Origin of the sequence: Sphingomonas panacisoli (assembly GCF_007859635.1) — a bacterium.
GTDB classification, from domain to species: domain Bacteria; phylum Pseudomonadota; class Alphaproteobacteria; order Sphingomonadales; family Sphingomonadaceae; genus Sphingomonas; species Sphingomonas panacisoli.
On record NZ_CP042306.1, the window covers coordinates 1,309,860 to 1,327,066 of the forward strand.

The 17,207-nt window shown below is 64.9% G+C and carries 15 protein-coding genes and 1 pseudogene; 15 read left to right on the forward strand and 1 reads right to left on the reverse strand.

The features are described from left to right. The first annotated feature begins 15 nt into the window (after positions 1–15). From FPZ24_RS06660 to FPZ24_RS06720, 13 genes and pseudogenes are all read left to right on the forward strand, one after another. Complete coding sequence (locus FPZ24_RS06660; protein WP_146570392.1) at positions 16–621, forward strand: hypothetical protein; 606 nt, start codon at positions 16–18, stop codon at positions 619–621. Positions 622–630: 9 nt separating this feature from the next. Continuing rightward, positions 631–2,649: an NADH-quinone oxidoreductase subunit NuoG gene (gene nuoG, locus FPZ24_RS06665; RefSeq protein ID WP_146570394.1), complete on the forward strand. Its 2,019-nt coding sequence runs from the start codon at positions 631–633 to the stop codon at positions 2,647–2,649. Next, a complete protein-coding gene (gene nuoH, locus FPZ24_RS06670; protein ID WP_146570396.1) occupies positions 2,646–3,698 on the forward strand; it encodes an NADH-quinone oxidoreductase subunit NuoH in 1,053 nt (350 codons plus the stop codon). The genes nuoG and nuoH overlap by 4 nt, the downstream gene beginning before the upstream one ends. Continuing rightward, on the forward strand, positions 3,695–4,180 hold the full coding sequence (nuoI, locus tag FPZ24_RS06675; RefSeq protein WP_146570399.1) for an NADH-quinone oxidoreductase subunit NuoI: 486 nt from the start codon (positions 3,695–3,697) through the stop codon (positions 4,178–4,180). Before nuoH ends, nuoI begins: the two co-directional genes overlap by 4 nt. Positions 4,181–4,213: 33 nt before the next feature. After that, positions 4,214–4,829 (forward strand): annotated as a pseudogene (locus FPZ24_RS06680) (NADH-quinone oxidoreductase subunit J). Beyond that, complete coding sequence (gene nuoK, locus FPZ24_RS06685; RefSeq protein ID WP_146570401.1) at positions 4,826–5,131, forward strand: NADH-quinone oxidoreductase subunit NuoK; 306 nt, start codon at positions 4,826–4,828, stop codon at positions 5,129–5,131. The pseudogene FPZ24_RS06680 and the gene nuoK overlap by 4 nt, the downstream one beginning before the upstream one ends. A 106-nt stretch (positions 5,132–5,237) precedes the next feature. Next, positions 5,238–7,307 carry an NADH-quinone oxidoreductase subunit L gene (gene nuoL / locus FPZ24_RS06690; RefSeq protein ID WP_146570402.1) on the forward strand — a complete coding sequence of 690 codons (2,070 nt, stop codon included), beginning with the start codon at positions 5,238–5,240 and terminating at the stop codon, positions 7,305–7,307. Further along, positions 7,304–8,827: an NADH-quinone oxidoreductase subunit M gene (locus tag FPZ24_RS06695; protein WP_146570404.1), complete on the forward strand. Its 1,524-nt coding sequence runs from the start codon at positions 7,304–7,306 to the stop codon at positions 8,825–8,827. Before nuoL ends, FPZ24_RS06695 begins: the two co-directional genes overlap by 4 nt. Then, positions 8,827–10,275: an NADH-quinone oxidoreductase subunit NuoN gene (gene nuoN, locus FPZ24_RS06700; RefSeq protein WP_146570406.1), complete on the forward strand. Its 1,449-nt coding sequence runs from the start codon at positions 8,827–8,829 to the stop codon at positions 10,273–10,275. Before FPZ24_RS06695 ends, nuoN begins: the two co-directional genes overlap by 1 nt. A gap of 59 nt (positions 10,276–10,334) precedes the next feature. Continuing rightward, positions 10,335–10,991, forward strand: coding sequence for a biotin--[acetyl-CoA-carboxylase] ligase (locus tag FPZ24_RS06705; protein ID WP_240047648.1), 657 nt, complete (start codon positions 10,335–10,337; stop codon positions 10,989–10,991). Positions 10,992–11,004: 13 nt separating this feature from the next. Continuing rightward, on the forward strand, positions 11,005–11,781 hold the full coding sequence (locus tag FPZ24_RS06710; RefSeq protein WP_146570408.1) for a type III pantothenate kinase: 777 nt from the start codon (positions 11,005–11,007) through the stop codon (positions 11,779–11,781). A gap of 98 nt (positions 11,782–11,879) precedes the next feature. Beyond that, a complete protein-coding gene (locus FPZ24_RS06715) occupies positions 11,880–13,520 on the forward strand; it encodes a ribonuclease J (protein WP_146574249.1) in 1,641 nt (546 codons plus the stop codon). Between the two features lies 1 nt (position 13,521). Continuing rightward, complete coding sequence (locus FPZ24_RS06720) at positions 13,522–13,791, forward strand: DUF1467 family protein (protein WP_146570410.1); 270 nt, start codon at positions 13,522–13,524, stop codon at positions 13,789–13,791. Here FPZ24_RS06720 and FPZ24_RS06725 read toward each other — a convergent pair. Beyond that, positions 13,788–15,614 (reverse strand): hypothetical protein, encoded by a 1,827-nt coding sequence (locus tag FPZ24_RS06725; protein ID WP_146570412.1) that lies wholly within the window; start codon positions 15,612–15,614, stop codon positions 13,788–13,790. The two genes, FPZ24_RS06720 and FPZ24_RS06725, sit on opposite strands and share 4 nt — an antisense overlap. A gap of 82 nt (positions 15,615–15,696) precedes the next feature. Between FPZ24_RS06725 and FPZ24_RS06730 the strand changes: the two genes are divergently transcribed. Next, positions 15,697–15,987: an Hpt domain-containing protein gene (locus FPZ24_RS06730; protein WP_146570414.1), complete on the forward strand. Its 291-nt coding sequence runs from the start codon at positions 15,697–15,699 to the stop codon at positions 15,985–15,987. A 40-nt stretch (positions 15,988–16,027) separates the two neighbouring features. Further along, entirely contained in the window at positions 16,028–17,206 is a 1,179-nt protein-coding gene (locus FPZ24_RS06735) for a hypothetical protein (protein ID WP_146570416.1), read from the forward strand. Position 17,207 lies beyond the last annotated feature (1 nt).

Below are 17,207 nucleotides of genomic sequence, written 5' to 3' on the forward strand. Positions count from 1 at the left end.
ACAGGAGGCTGCCGAATGAGGTACTTGCTGACGATTGCTGGATTGCTCGGCGCTGCGACGGCGCTGCCGGTGCATGCCGAAAAAGAAGTCGATCGCGCCGCGATCGCCGAATGCGTGGTCGATAACGACATCAAGGACGTTCGCACGCTGCTGAACACGCTGCCGGGCTCGCCCGAGGAGCGCAAAGCCGGGGACCGGATCATGGTCTATTACGGCGGGTGCAACGACAACAAGGTCATGGCCGGCCAGATCGCCTGGCGCGAACGGGCGGAGATCGCCGACGCTGCGCTGAGGTCGCGCTTCGGCGGCAAGCAGTTCGACGCCGCGTCGCCGGCCCGCGACGGTTGGAAGCTGGCGGTGGCGGGAAAGACGGCCGGCACCGATTACGATGCGGGATCGGCGTCGATGCGTCAGTTTGGCGATTGCGTGGTCGCGGTCGCGCCCGGCGCGGCGGTGCGGCTCGCCCAATCGTCGCGCAAAAGCGATGAGGAAACGGCCGCGATCGCCGCACTTGCGCCGACGCTCAACGATTGCATCGCGCCGGGTCAGAATTTCAAGGTGAAGCGCGCCGATCTGCGGTTGATCGTCGCCGAGCCGCTGTATCACATGATGGCTAAGTAGCAGACTATAATGCCTAAACTCAAAGTAGACGGGATCGAAGTCGATGTCCCCGCCGGCGCCACGGTGCTCCAGGCGTGCGAGGCGGCTGGGAAGGAGATTCCGCGCTTCTGTTACCACGAACGGCTGTCGATCGCCGGCAATTGCCGGATGTGCCTGGTCGAGGTGAAGCCAGGGCCGCCCAAGCCGCAGGCGTCGTGCGCGTTGCCGGCCGGCGACGGGCAGGAAATCTTCACCAATACGCCGATGGTCAAGAACGCCCGCGAGGGCGTGATGGAATTCCTGCTGATCAACCATCCGCTCGACTGCCCGATCTGCGACCAGGGCGGCGAGTGCGACTTGCAGGACCAGTCGGTCGCGTACGGCCGCGGCAATTCGCGCTACACCGAGAACAAGCGCGCGGTGACCGAGAAATATATGGGGCCGATCGTCAAGACCGTCATGACTCGGTGCATCCAGTGCACGCGTTGCATCCGGTTCGCCGAGGAAGTCGCGGGCGTGGAGGAGATCGGCGCGATCTATCGCGGCGAGGACATGCAAATCACGTCCTATCTCGAAAGCGCGGTGACGAGCGAATTGTCGGGCAATGTCGTGGATCTGTGTCCGGTCGGCGCGTTGACGTCGAAGCCCTATGCGTTCGAGGCGCGGCCGTGGGAGCTGAAGAAGACGCTGTCGATCGACGTGATGGACGCGGTCGGCACCAACATCCGGCTCGACAGCCGCGGGCGCCAGGTGCTGCGCGCGTTGCCTCGCGTCAATGACGACGTCAACGAAGAGTGGGCGAGCGACAAGACGCGCCACGCGGTCGATGGCCTCGTGCGGCGGCGGCTCGACCGGCCGTACGTGCGCAAGAACGGCAAACTGGTAGCGGCAAGCTGGGACGAAGCGTTCGCGGCGATCGCGGCGGTGAAGGCGGGCAAGAGCGTCGCGGCGGTGCACGGCGATATCGTCGATTGCGAGACGATCTTCGCGGCCAAGGCGCTGGTCAAGGCGATGGGCGGTTCGCTGATCGAGGGGCGCCAGACCGGTGCGGACTATGACGTGTCGAACCTGGCCGCGGTCAATTTCAATACGACGATCGCCGGCGTCGAGCGCGCCGACGCGATCTTGCTGGTTGGCAGCAACGTTCGCTGGGAAGCGCCGCTGGTCAATACGCGGATCAGAAAGGTGATCAAGAAAGGCGCGAAAGTCTTTGCAATCGGGCCGGAAACCGACCTGACCTACAAGACAGAATGGCTGGGTGACGATCTGTCGCTGATCGGCAAGCTGCCTAAGGCGGCGGCGGAGGCGTTCAAGAACGCCAAGGCACCGATGGTGATCGTCGGTGGGCTCGCGGTGAAGCGTGCGCACGGGGCGGCGCTCAAGTTCGCCGATACGTTCAAGCTGATCCGCACGCTCGAGGACGGGACGGCGTGGAACGGCTTCAACGTCCTGCATTTCTCGGCCAGCCGGATGGGCGGACTCATGCTGGGTGCGGGCCAGCCGGGCGGGATCGCCGACATCTATGCCGCGGCGCCGAAGCTCGTGTTCCTGATGGGCGCCGATGAGGTCGATTTCACCAAGCTGACCAAGAGCTTCAAGGTCTATGTCGGCCATCACGGCGACAAGGGCGCAGCGGCGGCCGACGTCGTGCTGCCAGGCGCGAGCTATGCCGAGAAATCGGGCACCTATGTCAACCTCGAGGGCCGCGTGCAGCGTGGCGAGCGCGCCGTGTTCCCGCCGGGCGACGCGCGTGAGGATTGGACGATCCTCCGCGCGCTCAGCGAAACGCTGAAGGTGACGCTGCCGTTCGACAGCCTGGAGGAACTTCGCGCGCAAATGGCGCTCGACGCCCCGGCGCTCGGCCAACTCGGGCTCGCCAAATATGACTGGAATCCGCCCAAGCTCGACGCGAAGGCGGAGGGGACGATCACCGGCTATCCGATCCAGGATTTCTACCTGACCAACGCGATCTGCCGCGCCAGCCCGACGATGCAGCAATGCTCGGCGGAGTTGATCCACGGCCAGTCGTTCGCGGAGGCCGCGGAATGACCTCCTGGTTCACCTATCTCGGCCTCGACTATGGCTGGGCGTGGTTCATCGCCACGATCATCGACATCCTGGTCATCGCGTTGCCGCTGATGCTGGCGGTGGCGATGATCATCTATGCCGATCGCAAGATCTGGGCGGCGATGGCGTTGCGGCGCGGGCCGAACGTCGTCGGGCCGCTCGGCCTGCTGCAATCGTTCGCGGACGGCTTGAAAGTCTTCCTCCAGGAAACGATCATCCCTTCGGCCGCGAACAAGGGCCTGTTCCTGATCGCGCCGATCATCACCTTCACCGTTGCGCTGATCGTGTGGGCCGTGGTGCCGTTCCAGGCGGGTGTGGTGCTTGCGAACATCAATGTCGGGCTGCTCTACGTGCTCGCGGCGTCGAGCCTCGGCGTGTACGGCATCATCATCGCCGGCTGGGCGTCGAACTCCAAATATCCGTTCTACTCGGCGCTGCGGGCCGCGGCGCAGATGGTCAGCTACGAAGTGTCGATCGGCTTTGTGCTGATCTCGGTCGTGCTGTGGGCGGGGAGCTTCAACCTTTCGACCATCGTCGAGGCGCAGCGCGGCTATGCCTGGGGCTGGATCAACGGCAATTTCATCAATCCTTTGCTGTTCCCGATGGCGGTGGTGTTCTTCATCTCGTCGCTGGCCGAAACGCAACGCGCGCCGTTCGACCTGACCGAAGCGGAAAGCGAGCTCGTCGCGGGCTACCAGACCGAATATTCGTCGATGAGCTTCGCGCTCTACTGGCTCGGCGAATATGCCAACGTCATCCTGATGTGCGCGCTCAACGCGGTGCTGTTCTGGGGCGGCTACCTGCCGCCGCTCAACGTCGGGTGGATGTATGCGGTGCCGGGGATCATCTGGCTGTTCGCCAAGATCCTGTTCTTCTTCTTCCTGTTCAGCTGGGTGAAGGCGACCGTCCCACGCTATCGCTACGACCAGCTGATGCGGTTGGGCTGGAAGATCTTCCTGCCGCTGTCGCTGATCTTCGTGTTTGTCGTGTCCGGCTACCTGATGTGGATGCGCGTAGGAATTCCGTCATGACCGTCGGTCAACTCATCAAGTCGTTCACGCTGTGGGAGTTCATCAAAGCCCACTGGCTGACCTTGCGCTATTTCTTCAAGCCCAAGGCGACCATCAACTATCCGTTCGAGAAGAATCCGATCTCGCCCCGCTTCCGCGGCGAGCATGCGTTGCGCCGCTATCCCAACGGCGAGGAGCGCTGCATCGCGTGCAAGCTGTGCGAGGCGGTGTGCCCGGCGCTGGCGATCACGATCGAGGCCGAGCCGCGCGACGACGGCAGCCGCCGCACGACGCGTTACGACATCGACATGACGAAGTGCATCTATTGCGGCCTGTGCCAGGAAGCGTGCCCGGTCGATGCGATCGTCGAGGGGCCGAACTTCGAATTTTCGACCGAAACGCGCGAGGAATTGATCTACGACAAGGCGAAGCTGCTCGACAATGGCGACCGCTGGGAACGCGCGATCGCCGCGAACCTTGCCGCCGATGCACCCTACCGTTAATCGCGCTCCAACTTCCCGGGGACCCCTGATTCCGTGATCCAGGTCATTGCCTTCTACCTGTTCGCCGCGATGGTGCTGGCGTCCGGATTTTGCACGATCACGTCGCGCAATCCGGTGCATAGCGTGCTGTGGCTGATCATGGCGTTCTTCAACGCGGCAGGCCTGATGCTGCTATGCGGCGCCGAGTTCATCGCGATGCTGTTGGTGATCGTCTATGTCGGCGCGGTCGCCGTGCTGTTCCTGTTCGTGGTCATGATGCTCGACGTCGATTTCGCGACGATGCGCGCCGGGTTCGTGCGCTACGCGGCGATCGGTCTGGCGTTTGCGGTGGCACTGTCGCTCGAGATCATCGCCTATGCCGTGGGCGCGGTGAAGGTCGGCAACCTCCAGCTCGACCAGCGCATCGCGCCGACGCCGGACGCGATGCCCAATATTCAGGCGATCGGGCATCTACTCTATTCGCGGTATCTCTTTGTTTTCGAAGGCGCCGGGCTCGTCCTGCTCGTCGCGATGATCGGCGCGATCGTCCTTACCCACCGCGCGCGCGGCGGCGTAAAGGGTCAGAAGATCAGCCGCCAGGTCTCGCGCCGCCCGCAGGACGCGACGCGCAACCATGCAGCCGCCGGTCGGCCAGGGGGTGGAGCTGTGATCGGGCTGACGCATTATCTGGTGGTGGCGGCGATCCTGTTCGCGATGGGCGTGATGGGGCTGATCGCCAACCGCAAGAATTTGATCATCATGCTGATGGCGATCGAACTGATCCTGCTCGCGGTGAACCTGAACCTCGTGGCGTTTTCGGCCTATCTGCACGACCTGGTGGGGCAGGTGTTCGCGATGTTCGTGCTGACCGTCGCGGCGGGCGAGGCGGCGATCGGGCTCGCCATCCTGGTCATCTATTTTCGCGGCCGGGGGACGATTTCGGTCGACGATCCCAGCCGGATGAAAGGGTGAGCGTGACTAATTCCGTCATGCCAGCGCAAGCTGGCATCTTTTGCGGCGCTTTCGTCGCGCCGTTGCCAGAGACCCCAGCTTTCGCTGGGGTGACGGGCATCGCGTCATGATCCAGCTCATCGTCTTCCTGCCGTTGTTGGCGGCGATCGTCGCTGGCCTCGGCAACCGCGCCATCGGCAACGTGCCGGCAAAGGCCGTCACGACGGCTGCGCTGTTCGTTTCGTGCGCGCTCAGTTGGCCGATCTTCATACACTATCTGAGCGGCGGCGATCCGTATTCGGTCCAACAGGTGTTTACCTGGATGAAATCGGGCGACCTCGACGTCGCTTGGGCGCTACGCGCCGACGCGCTGACCGCGGTAATGCTGGTAGTGATCACCAGCGTCTCGGCGCTCGTCCACCTCTACAGCTGGGGGTACATGGACGAGGACCCGGATCAGCCGCGCTTCTTCGCCTATCTCTCGCTCTTCACCTTCGCGATGCTGATGCTGGTGACGGCCAACAACCTGGTCCAGATGTTCTTCGGCTGGGAGGGCGTCGGGCTCGCCAGCTATCTGCTGATCGGCTTCTGGTTCAAGAAACCGAGTGCCAATGCCGCCGCGATCAAGGCGTTCGTCGTCAACCGTGTCGGCGACCTCGGCTTCATGCTCGGCATTTTCGGGACGTTCCTGGTGTTCGGCACCGTCTCGATCCCCGAAATCCTGGCGAACGCGCCGCACATGGCCGGATCGACGATCGGCTTCCTCGGTCACCGTTTCGACACGATGACGGTGTTGTGCCTGTGCCTGTTCGTCGGCGCGATGGGCAAGTCGGCGCAGCTCGGCCTGCACACCTGGTTGCCCGACGCGATGGAGGGCCCGACGCCGGTCTCCGCGCTGATCCACGCCGCGACGATGGTGACCGCGGGTGTGTTTATGGTGTGCCGCCTGTCGCCGATGTTCGAGACGAGCGAGGTCGCGCTGAACTTCGTCGTGACGATCGGGGCCGCGACGTGCCTGTTCGCCGCGACGATCGGCACCTGCCAGAACGACATCAAACGTGTGATCGCCTATTCGACCTGTTCGCAGCTCGGCTACATGTTCTTCGCGGCGGGCAGCGGCGCGTACGGCGCGGCGATGTTCCACCTGTTCACGCACGCTTTCTTCAAAGCGTTGCTGTTCCTCGGCGCCGGCTCGGTGATCCATGCGATGCACCACGAGCAGGACATGCGGTTCTACGGCGGCCTGCGGAAAGAGATCCCGATCACGTTCTGGGCGATGCTGCTCGGCACCTTGGCGATCACCGGCGTCGGGATTGCGGGCGTATTCGGGTTCGCCGGTTTCTATTCGAAGGACGCGATCCTCGAACTGGCCTTCGCTTCCGGCCGCGGTTCCGGCGCGTTCGTCGTCGGCGTGCTCGCGGCGTTGCTGACCAGCTTCTATTCGTGGCGCCTGATGTTCCTGACGTTCTGGGGCAAGCCGCGCTGGGCGCAGTCGGAGCATATCCAGCACGCGCTGCACGATGCGCATGGTCATGGGCATGACCATCACGACAGCGAAGCGGGATCGACCGCGAGCACGAGTGCGCACGAGGATGAGCGCGCGCCGGACGCGGCGCATCTGCCGACCGGCACCGGGGCCTATCATCCGCACGAAAGCCCGCTGTCGATGCTGATCCCGCTGATCCTGCTCAGCATTGGGGCGGTGTTCGCGGGTTTCGTGTTCCACGGCGCGTTCGTCGATCCGACCGCGGGCGAGACCTATTGGCGCGGCGCGATCGCGTTCAACGAGCATCTTTATCACGCCTCGCACGAGGTGCCGGAACTGGTGAAGCTGTCGGCGACGATCGTGATGCTGCTCGGTTTCGCCGGTGCGTGGATGGCGTATATCTGGCGGACCGACATTCCGGCGCGCTTCACGAAGACGTTCTACGTCATCTACGATTTCGTATTCCACAAATGGTATTTCGACGAGCTCTATAACCTGCTGTTCGTCCGCCCGGCGTTCGCGTTCGGACGCTTGTTCTGGAAGGCGGGCGACGAGGGGACGATCGATCGCTTCGGTCCCAACGGCTCGGCCTGGGTCGTCGCGTTCGGCAGCCGCGTCGCGGGCCGCCTGCAATCGGGATATGTCTACACCTATGCCTTCGTCATGCTGATCGGCCTGACCGCCGCGGTTACCTGGGCGATCGCGCGATGAGCGGCTTCCCGATCCTGAGCCTGATGCTGGCGGTGCCGGCGATTGCGGCCGTCGCGTGCCTTTTTGTCAGCGCGAACAATGCGCGCTGGCTCGCGCTGGCAGCGACCTTGATCGACCTGGCGCTGGGCGCCGTGCTGTGGAGCCAGTTCCAGATCGGCGGGCCGCAATGGCAGTTCGTCGAGAATGTCGCGCTGGTGCCCGGCGTGTTCAACTGGTCGCTCGGCATCGACGGCTTCGCGCTGCTGCTCATTGAACTGTCGGTGTTCCTGATGCCGATCTGCATCGGCGCGAGCTGGACCTCGATCGAGAAGCGCGTGCCCGAGTACATGGCCGCGTTCCTGCTGACCGAAGTGCTGATGATCGGTACCTTCGCCGCGCAGGACCTGTTCCTGTTCTACATCTTCTTCGAAGGCGGCCTGATCCCGATGTTCCTGATCATCGGCATCTGGGGCGGCGCGAACCGGATCTACGCGAGCTACAAGTTCTTCCTCTACACCCTGCTCGGCTCGCTGCTGATGCTGGTCGCGATGCTGTGGATGGTGAACGAGGCGGGGACGACGTACATCCCGACGCTCCTCAACCACGACTTCCCGGTCCATGCGCAGACGTGGCTGTGGCTGGCGTTCTTCGCATCGTTCGCGGTGAAGATGCCGATGTGGCCGGTCCATACCTGGCTGCCCGACGCGCACGTCCAGGCACCGACCGCCGGGTCGGTGATCCTGGCCGGCGTGCTGCTGAAGCTCGGCGGTTACGGCTTCCTGCGCTTCTCGGTGCCGATGTTCCCCGAAGCCTCGTCGAGCCTCGTCTGGCTGGTGTTCGGCCTGTCCGCGGTGGCGGTGATTTACACCAGCCTTGTCGCGCTCGTGCAGTCCGACATGAAGAAGCTGATCGCCTATTCGTCGGTCGCGCACATGGCGATCGTGACGATCGGCCTGTTCTGCTTCAATCGACAGGGCATCGAAGGCGGCATGATGGTGATGCTGGGCCACGGCCTGGTGTCGGGGGCGTTGTTCCTGTGCGTCGGCGTGATCTATGATCGGCTGCATACGCGTGAGATCGACCGTTACGGCGGGCTAGCGATCAACATGCCGCGTTATGCGACCCTGTTCATGCTATTCACGATGGCGTCGGTCGGCTTGCCGGGGACGAGCAACTTCGTCGGCGAATTCCTGAGCCTGGCCGGCACGTACAAGGTATCGACCACGATCACCTTGCTGTGCACCACCGGCATCATCCTGGGCGCCGCCTACATGCTGTATCTCTATCGCCGCGTCGTGTTCGGAGACCTGACAAAGGACGACGTCCGCGCGATGCCCGACCTCAACGCCCGTGAAATCTGGCTGCTCGCGCCGATCGCCGCGGCGGTGCTGTGGATGGGCATCTACCCAGAAAGCTTCCTCGCGCCGATGCGCGGCGACGTGAAGATCCTGCTCGACCGGATCGACCGCGCCGAGCCGAAGGGCGATGCCGCCCCGACGCCGGGCAAGGCGATCCCCGCCAAGACGGCGGAGGCGAAGTGATGGACTGGAACACCTCCCTCCAGGCGACGATGCCCGAACTCGTCCTGTCGATCGGCTCGCTGGCGCTGATGCTGGTCGCCGCATGGGGCGGGCAACGCTCGACCAAGATGGTCAGCTGGACCGCGGTCGCGGTGCTGATCGGCGCCGGAATCGCGCTCGCCGGCCCGGCTTCTTATGCCGGTGAAGTCTTCGGCGGTCTCTACCGCGCCGACGCCTTCGCCGCATTCGCCAAGGTGCTGATCTATGCTGCCGCGGCGGTGTCGATTCTCGTCGCGCCGCGCTTCTTCGCGCATGGCGACGGTGACGCGCTGCACCCCGAATATCCAGTCCTGATCCTGCTCGCCTCGGCGGGCATGGGGATGATGGTGTCGGCTGGCGACATGCTGACGCTCTACGTTGGGCTCGAGCTCAACAGCTTGGCCGCCTATGTGCTCGCCAGCTTCATGCGCCGCGATCAGCGATCGGCGGAAGCGGGCCTGAAGTATTTCGTCCTCGGCGCGCTGGCGTCGGGCATCCTGCTTTACGGCATCAGTCTGGTGTATGGCTTCAGCGGCACGACGCTCTTCACCGGCATCGCGTCGGCCTATGGCGCCAGCAAGTCGCTCGGGCTGACCTTCGGTCTGGTATTCGTCTTCGCCGGTCTCGCGTTCAAGATGTCGGCGGTGCCGTTCCACATGTGGACACCCGACGTCTACGAAGGCGCGCCGACCCCGGTGACGACGTTCTTTGCCTCTGCCCCCAAGGTCGCGGCGGTGGCGCTGGGTGTGCGCGTCGCGATCGAGGCGATGGGCCCGGCGGTCGCCGAGTGGCGCCAGATCGTGTTCTTCGCCAGCCTGGCGTCGATCATCTTCGGATCGGTCGCGGCGATCGGGCAGAACAACGTCAAGCGGCTGCTCGCTTATTCGTCGATCAGCAATGTCGGCTTCATGCTGGTGGGTCTTGCCGCCGGGACACCCGCGGGTGTCGCGTCGGTGCTGCTGTACCTCGCCATCTACATCGCGATGACGGTCGGCGCGTTCCTGGTCGTGCTCCAGATGCGCGACGCCAATGGAAACGCGGTCGAGAGCATCGACAGCCTGTCGGGCCTGTCGGAAACGCAGCCGGGACTGGCCGCGGCGATGATCATCTTCATGTTCTCGCTCGCCGGCATCCCGCCGTTGCTCGGCTTCTTCGCGAAGTTGGCGGTGTTCAACGCGGCGGTGCAGGCCGGGCTGCTGCCGTTCGCGGTGGCAGGCTTCGTCGGGTCGGTGATCGGCGCCTTCTATTACCTCCGTCTGATCAAGGTGATGTATTTCGACGCTCCGGCGCCGGCGTTCCAGCGTAGCCGGGACAGCGCGGTCGAATATGCGGTGATGGCGGTGCTCGCCTTGTTCATCTCGCCGGTCGGCTGGCTTGCGTTGCGCCCGTTGGGCGTGTGGTCGGCGGCGGCCGCGAAGGCGCTGTTCTGAGCCCCAGATTCGACGCACGTATCCGCACGGTCGCCGAGACCGGATCGACCAATGCCGACATGATCGCGCTTGCCGCGACCGGGCTGGAGGAGGGCGTGTGGCTACGCGCCGAGCGCCAGACCGAAGGCCGCGGGCGGCAGGGCAGGGCGTGGGTATCGCCGCCGGGTAATTTGTACGCCTCGACGATCGTTCGTGTTCGTCCCAGCGATCCGCCCCCTGCGACGCTGGCGCTTGTGGTGGCGGTGGCGCTGGAGGAAGCGGTCGGCGCATATCTGCCCGGCAAGGCGACGCTCAAATGGCCCAACGACCTGCTGATCGACGGCGCCAAGCTGTCGGGCGTGCTGTTGGAGCGCGCCGGGAGCGCGGTGGTGATCGGCGTCGGCGTCAATCTGGCGCATCATCCGACCGATACCGATCGCGTTGCGACCAGCTTGGCCGCGCACAACGTCGCGATAGATCCGGCAGATTTCATCGAAACGCTCGCCGAAGCGTTTGCGCGCTGGGTCGAGCGTTGGCGCGGCGAAGGGATCGACGTCGTCCGCCGCCGCTGGGTTGCCTGCGCGCATCCGGCCGGCACGCCGCTCACCGCGCGCTTGCCCGACGGATCGACCGTCGACGGTCTCTTCGAGGGACTGGATGCCGAAGGCGCTCTCATCCTTCGCTTGGCGGACGGCACGCGGCGTGTCATTCACGCCGGCGACGTGTTCCTGCTCTAACGAGGCAAAACCAATGCTGCTCGCGATCGATGCCGGCAACACCAATGTCGTTTTCGCGCTGCTCGACGGGCGCGAAGTCAAAGGTCGCTGGCGCATCGCCACCGATCCGCGTCGGACGGCGGACGAATATGCGGTGTGGCTCAGCCAATTGCTCAGCCTCGAAGGATATCAGCGGTCCGACGTCACGGGCGTCATCATCTCGACCGTCGTGCCGCGCGCGACGCACAATCTCGAATGGCTGTCTGCCAAGTATTTTGACCAGACGCCACTGATCGCCGGCCAGAAGGGCGCCGAATGGGGCATGGCGATCGACGTACAGGAGCCGCAGAGCCTCGGCGCCGATCGCGCGGTCAACGCGATCGCGGCGCACGCGCTGCACGAAGGCGACCTGATCGTGATCGATTTCGGCACCGCGACGACGGTCGATTGGATCGATTATCGCGGCGCGTACAAGGGCGGGATCATCGCGCCGGGGATCAACCTGTCGCTCGACGCTTTGGTCGCCGCCGCCGCAAAGCTACCGCGCATCGCGATCGAGGCGCCGACCGATCCGACCGTGATCGGCCGCGACACGGTCAGCCAGATGCAGATCGGCATCTATTGGGGCTATATCGCCATGATCGAGGGGCTGGTCGCGCGGATGAAGGCCGAGGTGGGCCGTCCGGTAACCGTGATCACGACCGGCGGGCTGGCGGTTCTTTTCGAGAAGAACACCCCCATATTCGATTCGATCGAGCCAGATCTGACGATTCAGGGACTCGCGATGATGTGGGAACGCGCCCACGCCTAGCCGTCGCCCCGGCGAAGGCCGGGGCCGCTGGCGGCAAGCGCGACCTATCAAAACAAGGTGATCCCGGCCTTCGCCGGGATGACGGAATGGAAGTTGAATTGACACCGAACAACGAACTACTTTTTGTCGCGCTCGGCGGGTCGGGCGAGATTGGCATGAACGTCAATCTCTATGGCTGTCAGGGCAAATGGCTGATGGTCGACATGGGCGTGACCTTCGCCGACCCCGCCTATCCCGGCATCGATCTGATCCTGCCCGATTTGCAATTCATCGAGGAACAGGCCGAAAACCTCGTCGGCATCGTGCTGACGCATGGGCATGAGGATCATATCGGCGCCTTGCCGTACCTCGCCGACGATCTCGGCGTGCCGCTCTATGCGACCAAGTTCACCGCCGGGCTGATCCGCGGGAAACTGGAAGAGGAAGGCATCGCCAACCGCGTGAAGCTCAACGTCATCAAGCCGGGCGAACGTGTCGATTTGGCGCCGTTCGGCGTGACCTTCGTGCCCCTCGCGCACTCGATTCCCGAGGCCAGCGCGCTCCTGATCGACACCAAGTTCGGCAAAGTATTCCATACTGGCGACTGGAAGCTTGACGACAGCCCCGCCGTCCTCGGAAAACCCTCCACCCCCGAACAGTTGTCGGCGATCGGTGACGAAGGCGTGCTCGCCTTGGTTTGCGACTCTACCAATGTGTTCAATCCGGAGCCGTCCGGCTCGGAAGCGAGCGTGCGCGACGGTTTGATCGAGGCGGTCGGCAAGGCAAAGGGACGGGTGGTCGTCACGACCTTCGCGTCCAACGCTGCGCGGCTGCAGACGCTGGGTGAGGTAGCAAAGAAGACCGGACGCAAGATTTGCGTCACCGGTCGCTCGCTCGACCGCATCCTGACGGTGGCGCGGAGTACGGGCTATCTCAAGAACTTCCCCGATCCGGTCGATCCCGATACGGCGATGGCGATGCCCGGCCGCGACGTACTGATCGTCGCGACGGGTGGCCAGGGCGAACCGCGCGCCGCGCTCGGCCGCATCGCCGAGGGCACGCATCCGATCAAGCTCAGTGCGGGCGACACCGTCATCTTCTCGTCGAAGCAGATCCCGGGCAACGAACTCGCGATCGGACGCATCCAGAACCAGCTCGCCGCCAAAGGCGTTGAGATGGTCACCGAACGGCAGGAGCATGTTCACGTCTCCGGTCACCCTGGCCGTCCGGAGCTGGAAGCGATGTATCGCTGGATCCGTCCCGAACTGCTGATCCCGGTCCATGGTGAGATGCGCCATATGATGGAGCAGGCGCGGTTTGGCCTGTCGAAAAGCATTCCACGGGCGCTCGTCCAGAACGACGGCGATATCGTCCGCCTGGCGCCGGGCGAGCCGGAAAAGATCGGCCATGCCCCGGTCGGGCGGTTGATGCTCGACGGCGATGTGATCCTGCCCGCCGACGGCGCGACGATGAACGAGCGCCGGCGTCTGGCGAGTTTCGGCCAGATGTCGGTCGCGGTGGCGATCGACGGCAATTATCGCCTCGTCGGCAGTCCCGAGGTACGCTTGCAAGGCGTCCCGGTCGAAGAGGACAAGGACGGCTTTCTCGATGAAGCGAGTGACGCCGCTGCCGAGGCCGTGCGCAAGCACAAGGGCGACCTAGCCGACCTACGCGAAACGCTCCGACTCGCGGTACGGCGCGTCGCGACCAAATGGACCGGGAAGAAGCCCGTCGTCGACGTGCTGGTGATCGAGGCCTGACGTGCGCTGGACGTCGCTGCTCGCGATTTACTTCCTGTTCTGGGCGTTTTCGGTGTTCCTCGTTTTGCCCTTTGGCGTTCGCACGACGCATGAGGCGGGAGGAGAGTACGTCCCCGGCCAGGCCGAAAGTGCGCCGCATGAATTCAACGTCCGGCGCATCGCGATCCGCGTGACGATCGTCGCGACGGTCCTGTGGGCACTATTCGTGGCGAATTACGAGTTCGGCTGGATCACGCCCAAGATGCTCGATTTCTTCGGGCGCCTCGACTAGGTCCGTAGCCGCTCGATCGCTTGGGCGAGCGCGACGTAGAGCTTACCCATATCCGACGACAGCAACGTCACGCCGATCGGCGCGCTGTCGCGCTGCGCCAACACGGCGCGCAGCATCGCTTCGAAATCGTGGATGTAGCGATTGATGTGATCGCGCATCGTATAGTCGTTCTCGTAGGCCTGCGCGATGGCGCGCAGTTCGCCGGGCCCGACCAGCTTGACCGCCCGACGGCTGAACGCCCCGCGATCGCCGCGCAGGTAGGCCGCCCATGATTTATCGGGCACGTCGGCGGCGTAGATCGCCGACAGGTCGATCGCGGCGGATTGCAGCGATTCGATCAGCAGCGATACGCGCCGGGCAAAGCCGTCCGCGTCGCTGGTATCGGCCAGTCGCGCCTCGATATGTCCCGACGCATCCGCGATCGCGCGCATCTGTTCGTTGAGCTTGTCCGACGCTTCGGTAGCCGACGCGGCGGCGGCGGTTTGTGCATCGGCAATCGCGGCGAGGCTCTTTTCGAGCGCTTCCTTGCCCGCCGCTTCGATTGCGGTGCCGGCGTCGGGCACGATCCGCTCAATCGCTTCGCGCGCGTGATCTGCCGCGGCGTTGGCGGTGTCGCGAATCCGCATCAGACTGTCGAGCAATTGCGGTGCGGCCTCGCCGGCGAAGCGCTCGGCGCTGCCATGGCTGTCCTGGATCGATTGCGTGAGGGCATCGACCTGTGCCTGGCCGTTGTTCAGCACTTCCGACACGCGGTTCACGACGGCTTCGATTTCGGCGATGCGATCCGCAAGGGCGCTGGCGCTGTCGGTCGCGGTGCGGTCGAGCGAGGCCTGGTTGGCGGAGAGCATCGCCAGCATCGCGTCACCCTGCGTCGTGATGCCCTTGCGGGCTTCGTCCACCGCGCTGGCGGTGCGGTCGAGCAAGCCATCGACGGTTTCGGACATCGTCGCCGTGACACTTTCGAGCCGCGCACCGGCGGTTTCGCTGGTGGCTTCCATCCGCGCGATGTTGGCGGCAAGCCGCTCGGCGGCGCCGCTGGTCAACGCGTCGGCTTCCTTGCCCCGCTCGGTCAGCGCCACGATCTGTGCGTCGAGCGCCGCGGCGCGTTCGCTGGCGGTCAGACCGGTCGCTTCGATCTTCGCCGCCAGGGAATCTGTATCGGCATGCGCCTTGGGCAGGGTCGCGAGCAGGACGTTGAGTTTGTCCTCGGCGGTGCGCGCCGCGGCGTCGAGTGCAGCGGCCTGGTCGTGCGCGTTGGCGATCTGTTCGGCCATGCCGCTCGCCGCCGCCATCATCGACGTGATCTGGTCGCCGAGCGCGAGGCGGTTGGCCTCGATCGTGTTCGTCATAGCGGCGATGACGTTCTGCAGATGCTCGGCCTCGACCCGCATCGACAGCGCCGTCGCGTTGAAACGGCGCGCTTCCGCTTTGCTCGACCGGCGCGCGATCAACCACACGACGCCGAGCAGGATCAGCGGCATCGTGATCAGGCCGAGCGTCGACGTGATACTGATCGCTAGGGGCTGCGGCACGGCCAAGAAGATCGGCGCGGCGAAATAACCGAAAAAGCCGATCCAGCCGAGCGCGAGCAGGATGAGGACCGTTCCCCACACCTTGCCCGCGATGCTCGACGGCACTTCATATTCGTCGAGTTCGAGCGCCGGGCCGGGCTCGTCGATCGGCTCGGCATACTGCTCCAGCTCGAGCGGCTCGGCGTCATCGACCGGTGTCACGACTGCGCGATCGGCGGACTCGGCCGCCGGCGAAACGCCGAAATCCACATCGCTCACGCGCAGATCGACGATGGTTGAACCCCCGCTCATGACGTTTTGTTTACCATAAATAGGCGCGGATCAAAGCGATTACGCAACGATCCGTTAAAGCCCGGCGTGATACGAGAACGTCATGGCTTATGATCCCGGAGCAATCGACGCCACTTTGGCGGCCGCCCTTGGCAACGAACCGACGCTGATTGCGGAACTGCGTGTCGCATTCGTCGATAGCGCGGAACGTGCGATCGCGAGCATCGAGGCGGCCACCGACGCCGCCGGCTGGGCGCTCGGCGCCGCGCGGCTCAAGGGATTGGCGGCGAGCTTCGGCGCGGTCCGGCTGATGGCGCTGGCATCCGAAGCGGCGGAAACGCCGCACGATGCCGAAATGGTGCGCAAGCTGCGCCGTGCGGTGGGCAGGCTCTAACCCTTTGCGTTAAGCCATTTCACCCCGTAACAGCCCCGTCATGCTTGCGGGGCTGCTATTCGCGACTGCTGATGCTTCCGATCGCCACGACACGCTCGCGGCGACGTTGCCGATTGGCGGGGTCACGCTGATCGAATTCCAGGCGCGGTTGCTGATCGCCGCCGGCGCCTCGCAGATGGTCGTCGTCGTGTCGCGGCTGACCCCGGAATTGCTGGGCGCGGTGAATCGGATGGGACGCCGCGGCGTCGCGGTCGATACGGTGCGCGGGCCAGCCGAGGCGATCGCCAAACTGCATCCCTTAGCGCGTGTCATCTGGCTGGCGGACGGGCTGGTCACGACAGGGGGCGTGGTCGAGGCGATGCGCGATCGGGAGGGCGATACGTTGCTGGTCTCGCCGGAAGCTGAAGGGCTCGAGCGGATCGGACCGGGCGTGATGTGGGCCGGGGTCGCGACGATCGACCCGCAACGCATCGCCGACGTCGCCAAGCTGCCGAGCGACTACGATTTCGCCTCGTCGCTGCTCCGCGTGGTGGCGCAGCGCGGCGCGGCGCAACTGGCGCTCCCCGAAGCGGCGGTGCGCGACGGACACGGCATCCAGCGCGATTTGCAGGCACTGGTGACGAAGGGGCGGGCGGCGTTGATCGCGGCGCTCGGCAAGCGGACGAACTGGGTCGATCGTTTCCTGATTGCCCCGCTCGCCAAGATCGCCCTGCCGCCGCTCGTCGCGCGCGGCGTGCCGGCACTGATGCTCGCGGCGACGGGTATCGTTGCCGGGATCGGTGGCTTGGCGGCGTTGGTGCTGGGGTGGCCCGCGCCGGGATTGGCGGTCGTCGTGGCTGCGGTGGCGTTGTTCGCGTTGGCGGATGTGCTGGCGTGGCTGCGCGACGAGCGAAGGCTGATCGCCACGGTAAGGTGGGCGATTCCGGTGACGGTCGGGGCGGCCACGCTGCTACTGGGACGTAAGACGGGGCTCGACGCGGGTACAGCGACGGCGCCGTTACTCGCGCTCGGCGCTGTGGTCGCGGGTGCGCTGGCCGAGCGCGCGGCCGGATCGGCGCAGCGCCAGCTGTGGTGGGCGACGCCTGCGGCCTATCCGTTGATCCTGTTGCCGGCGGCGATCGCTGGGCAGCCGTTGATCGGGCTGGCGGCGGTGGCGGGATATGCGGTGGCGACGTTGGCGCACGCCATCGAGCGGCTGCGGAGCAGGATCGGCACCTGAA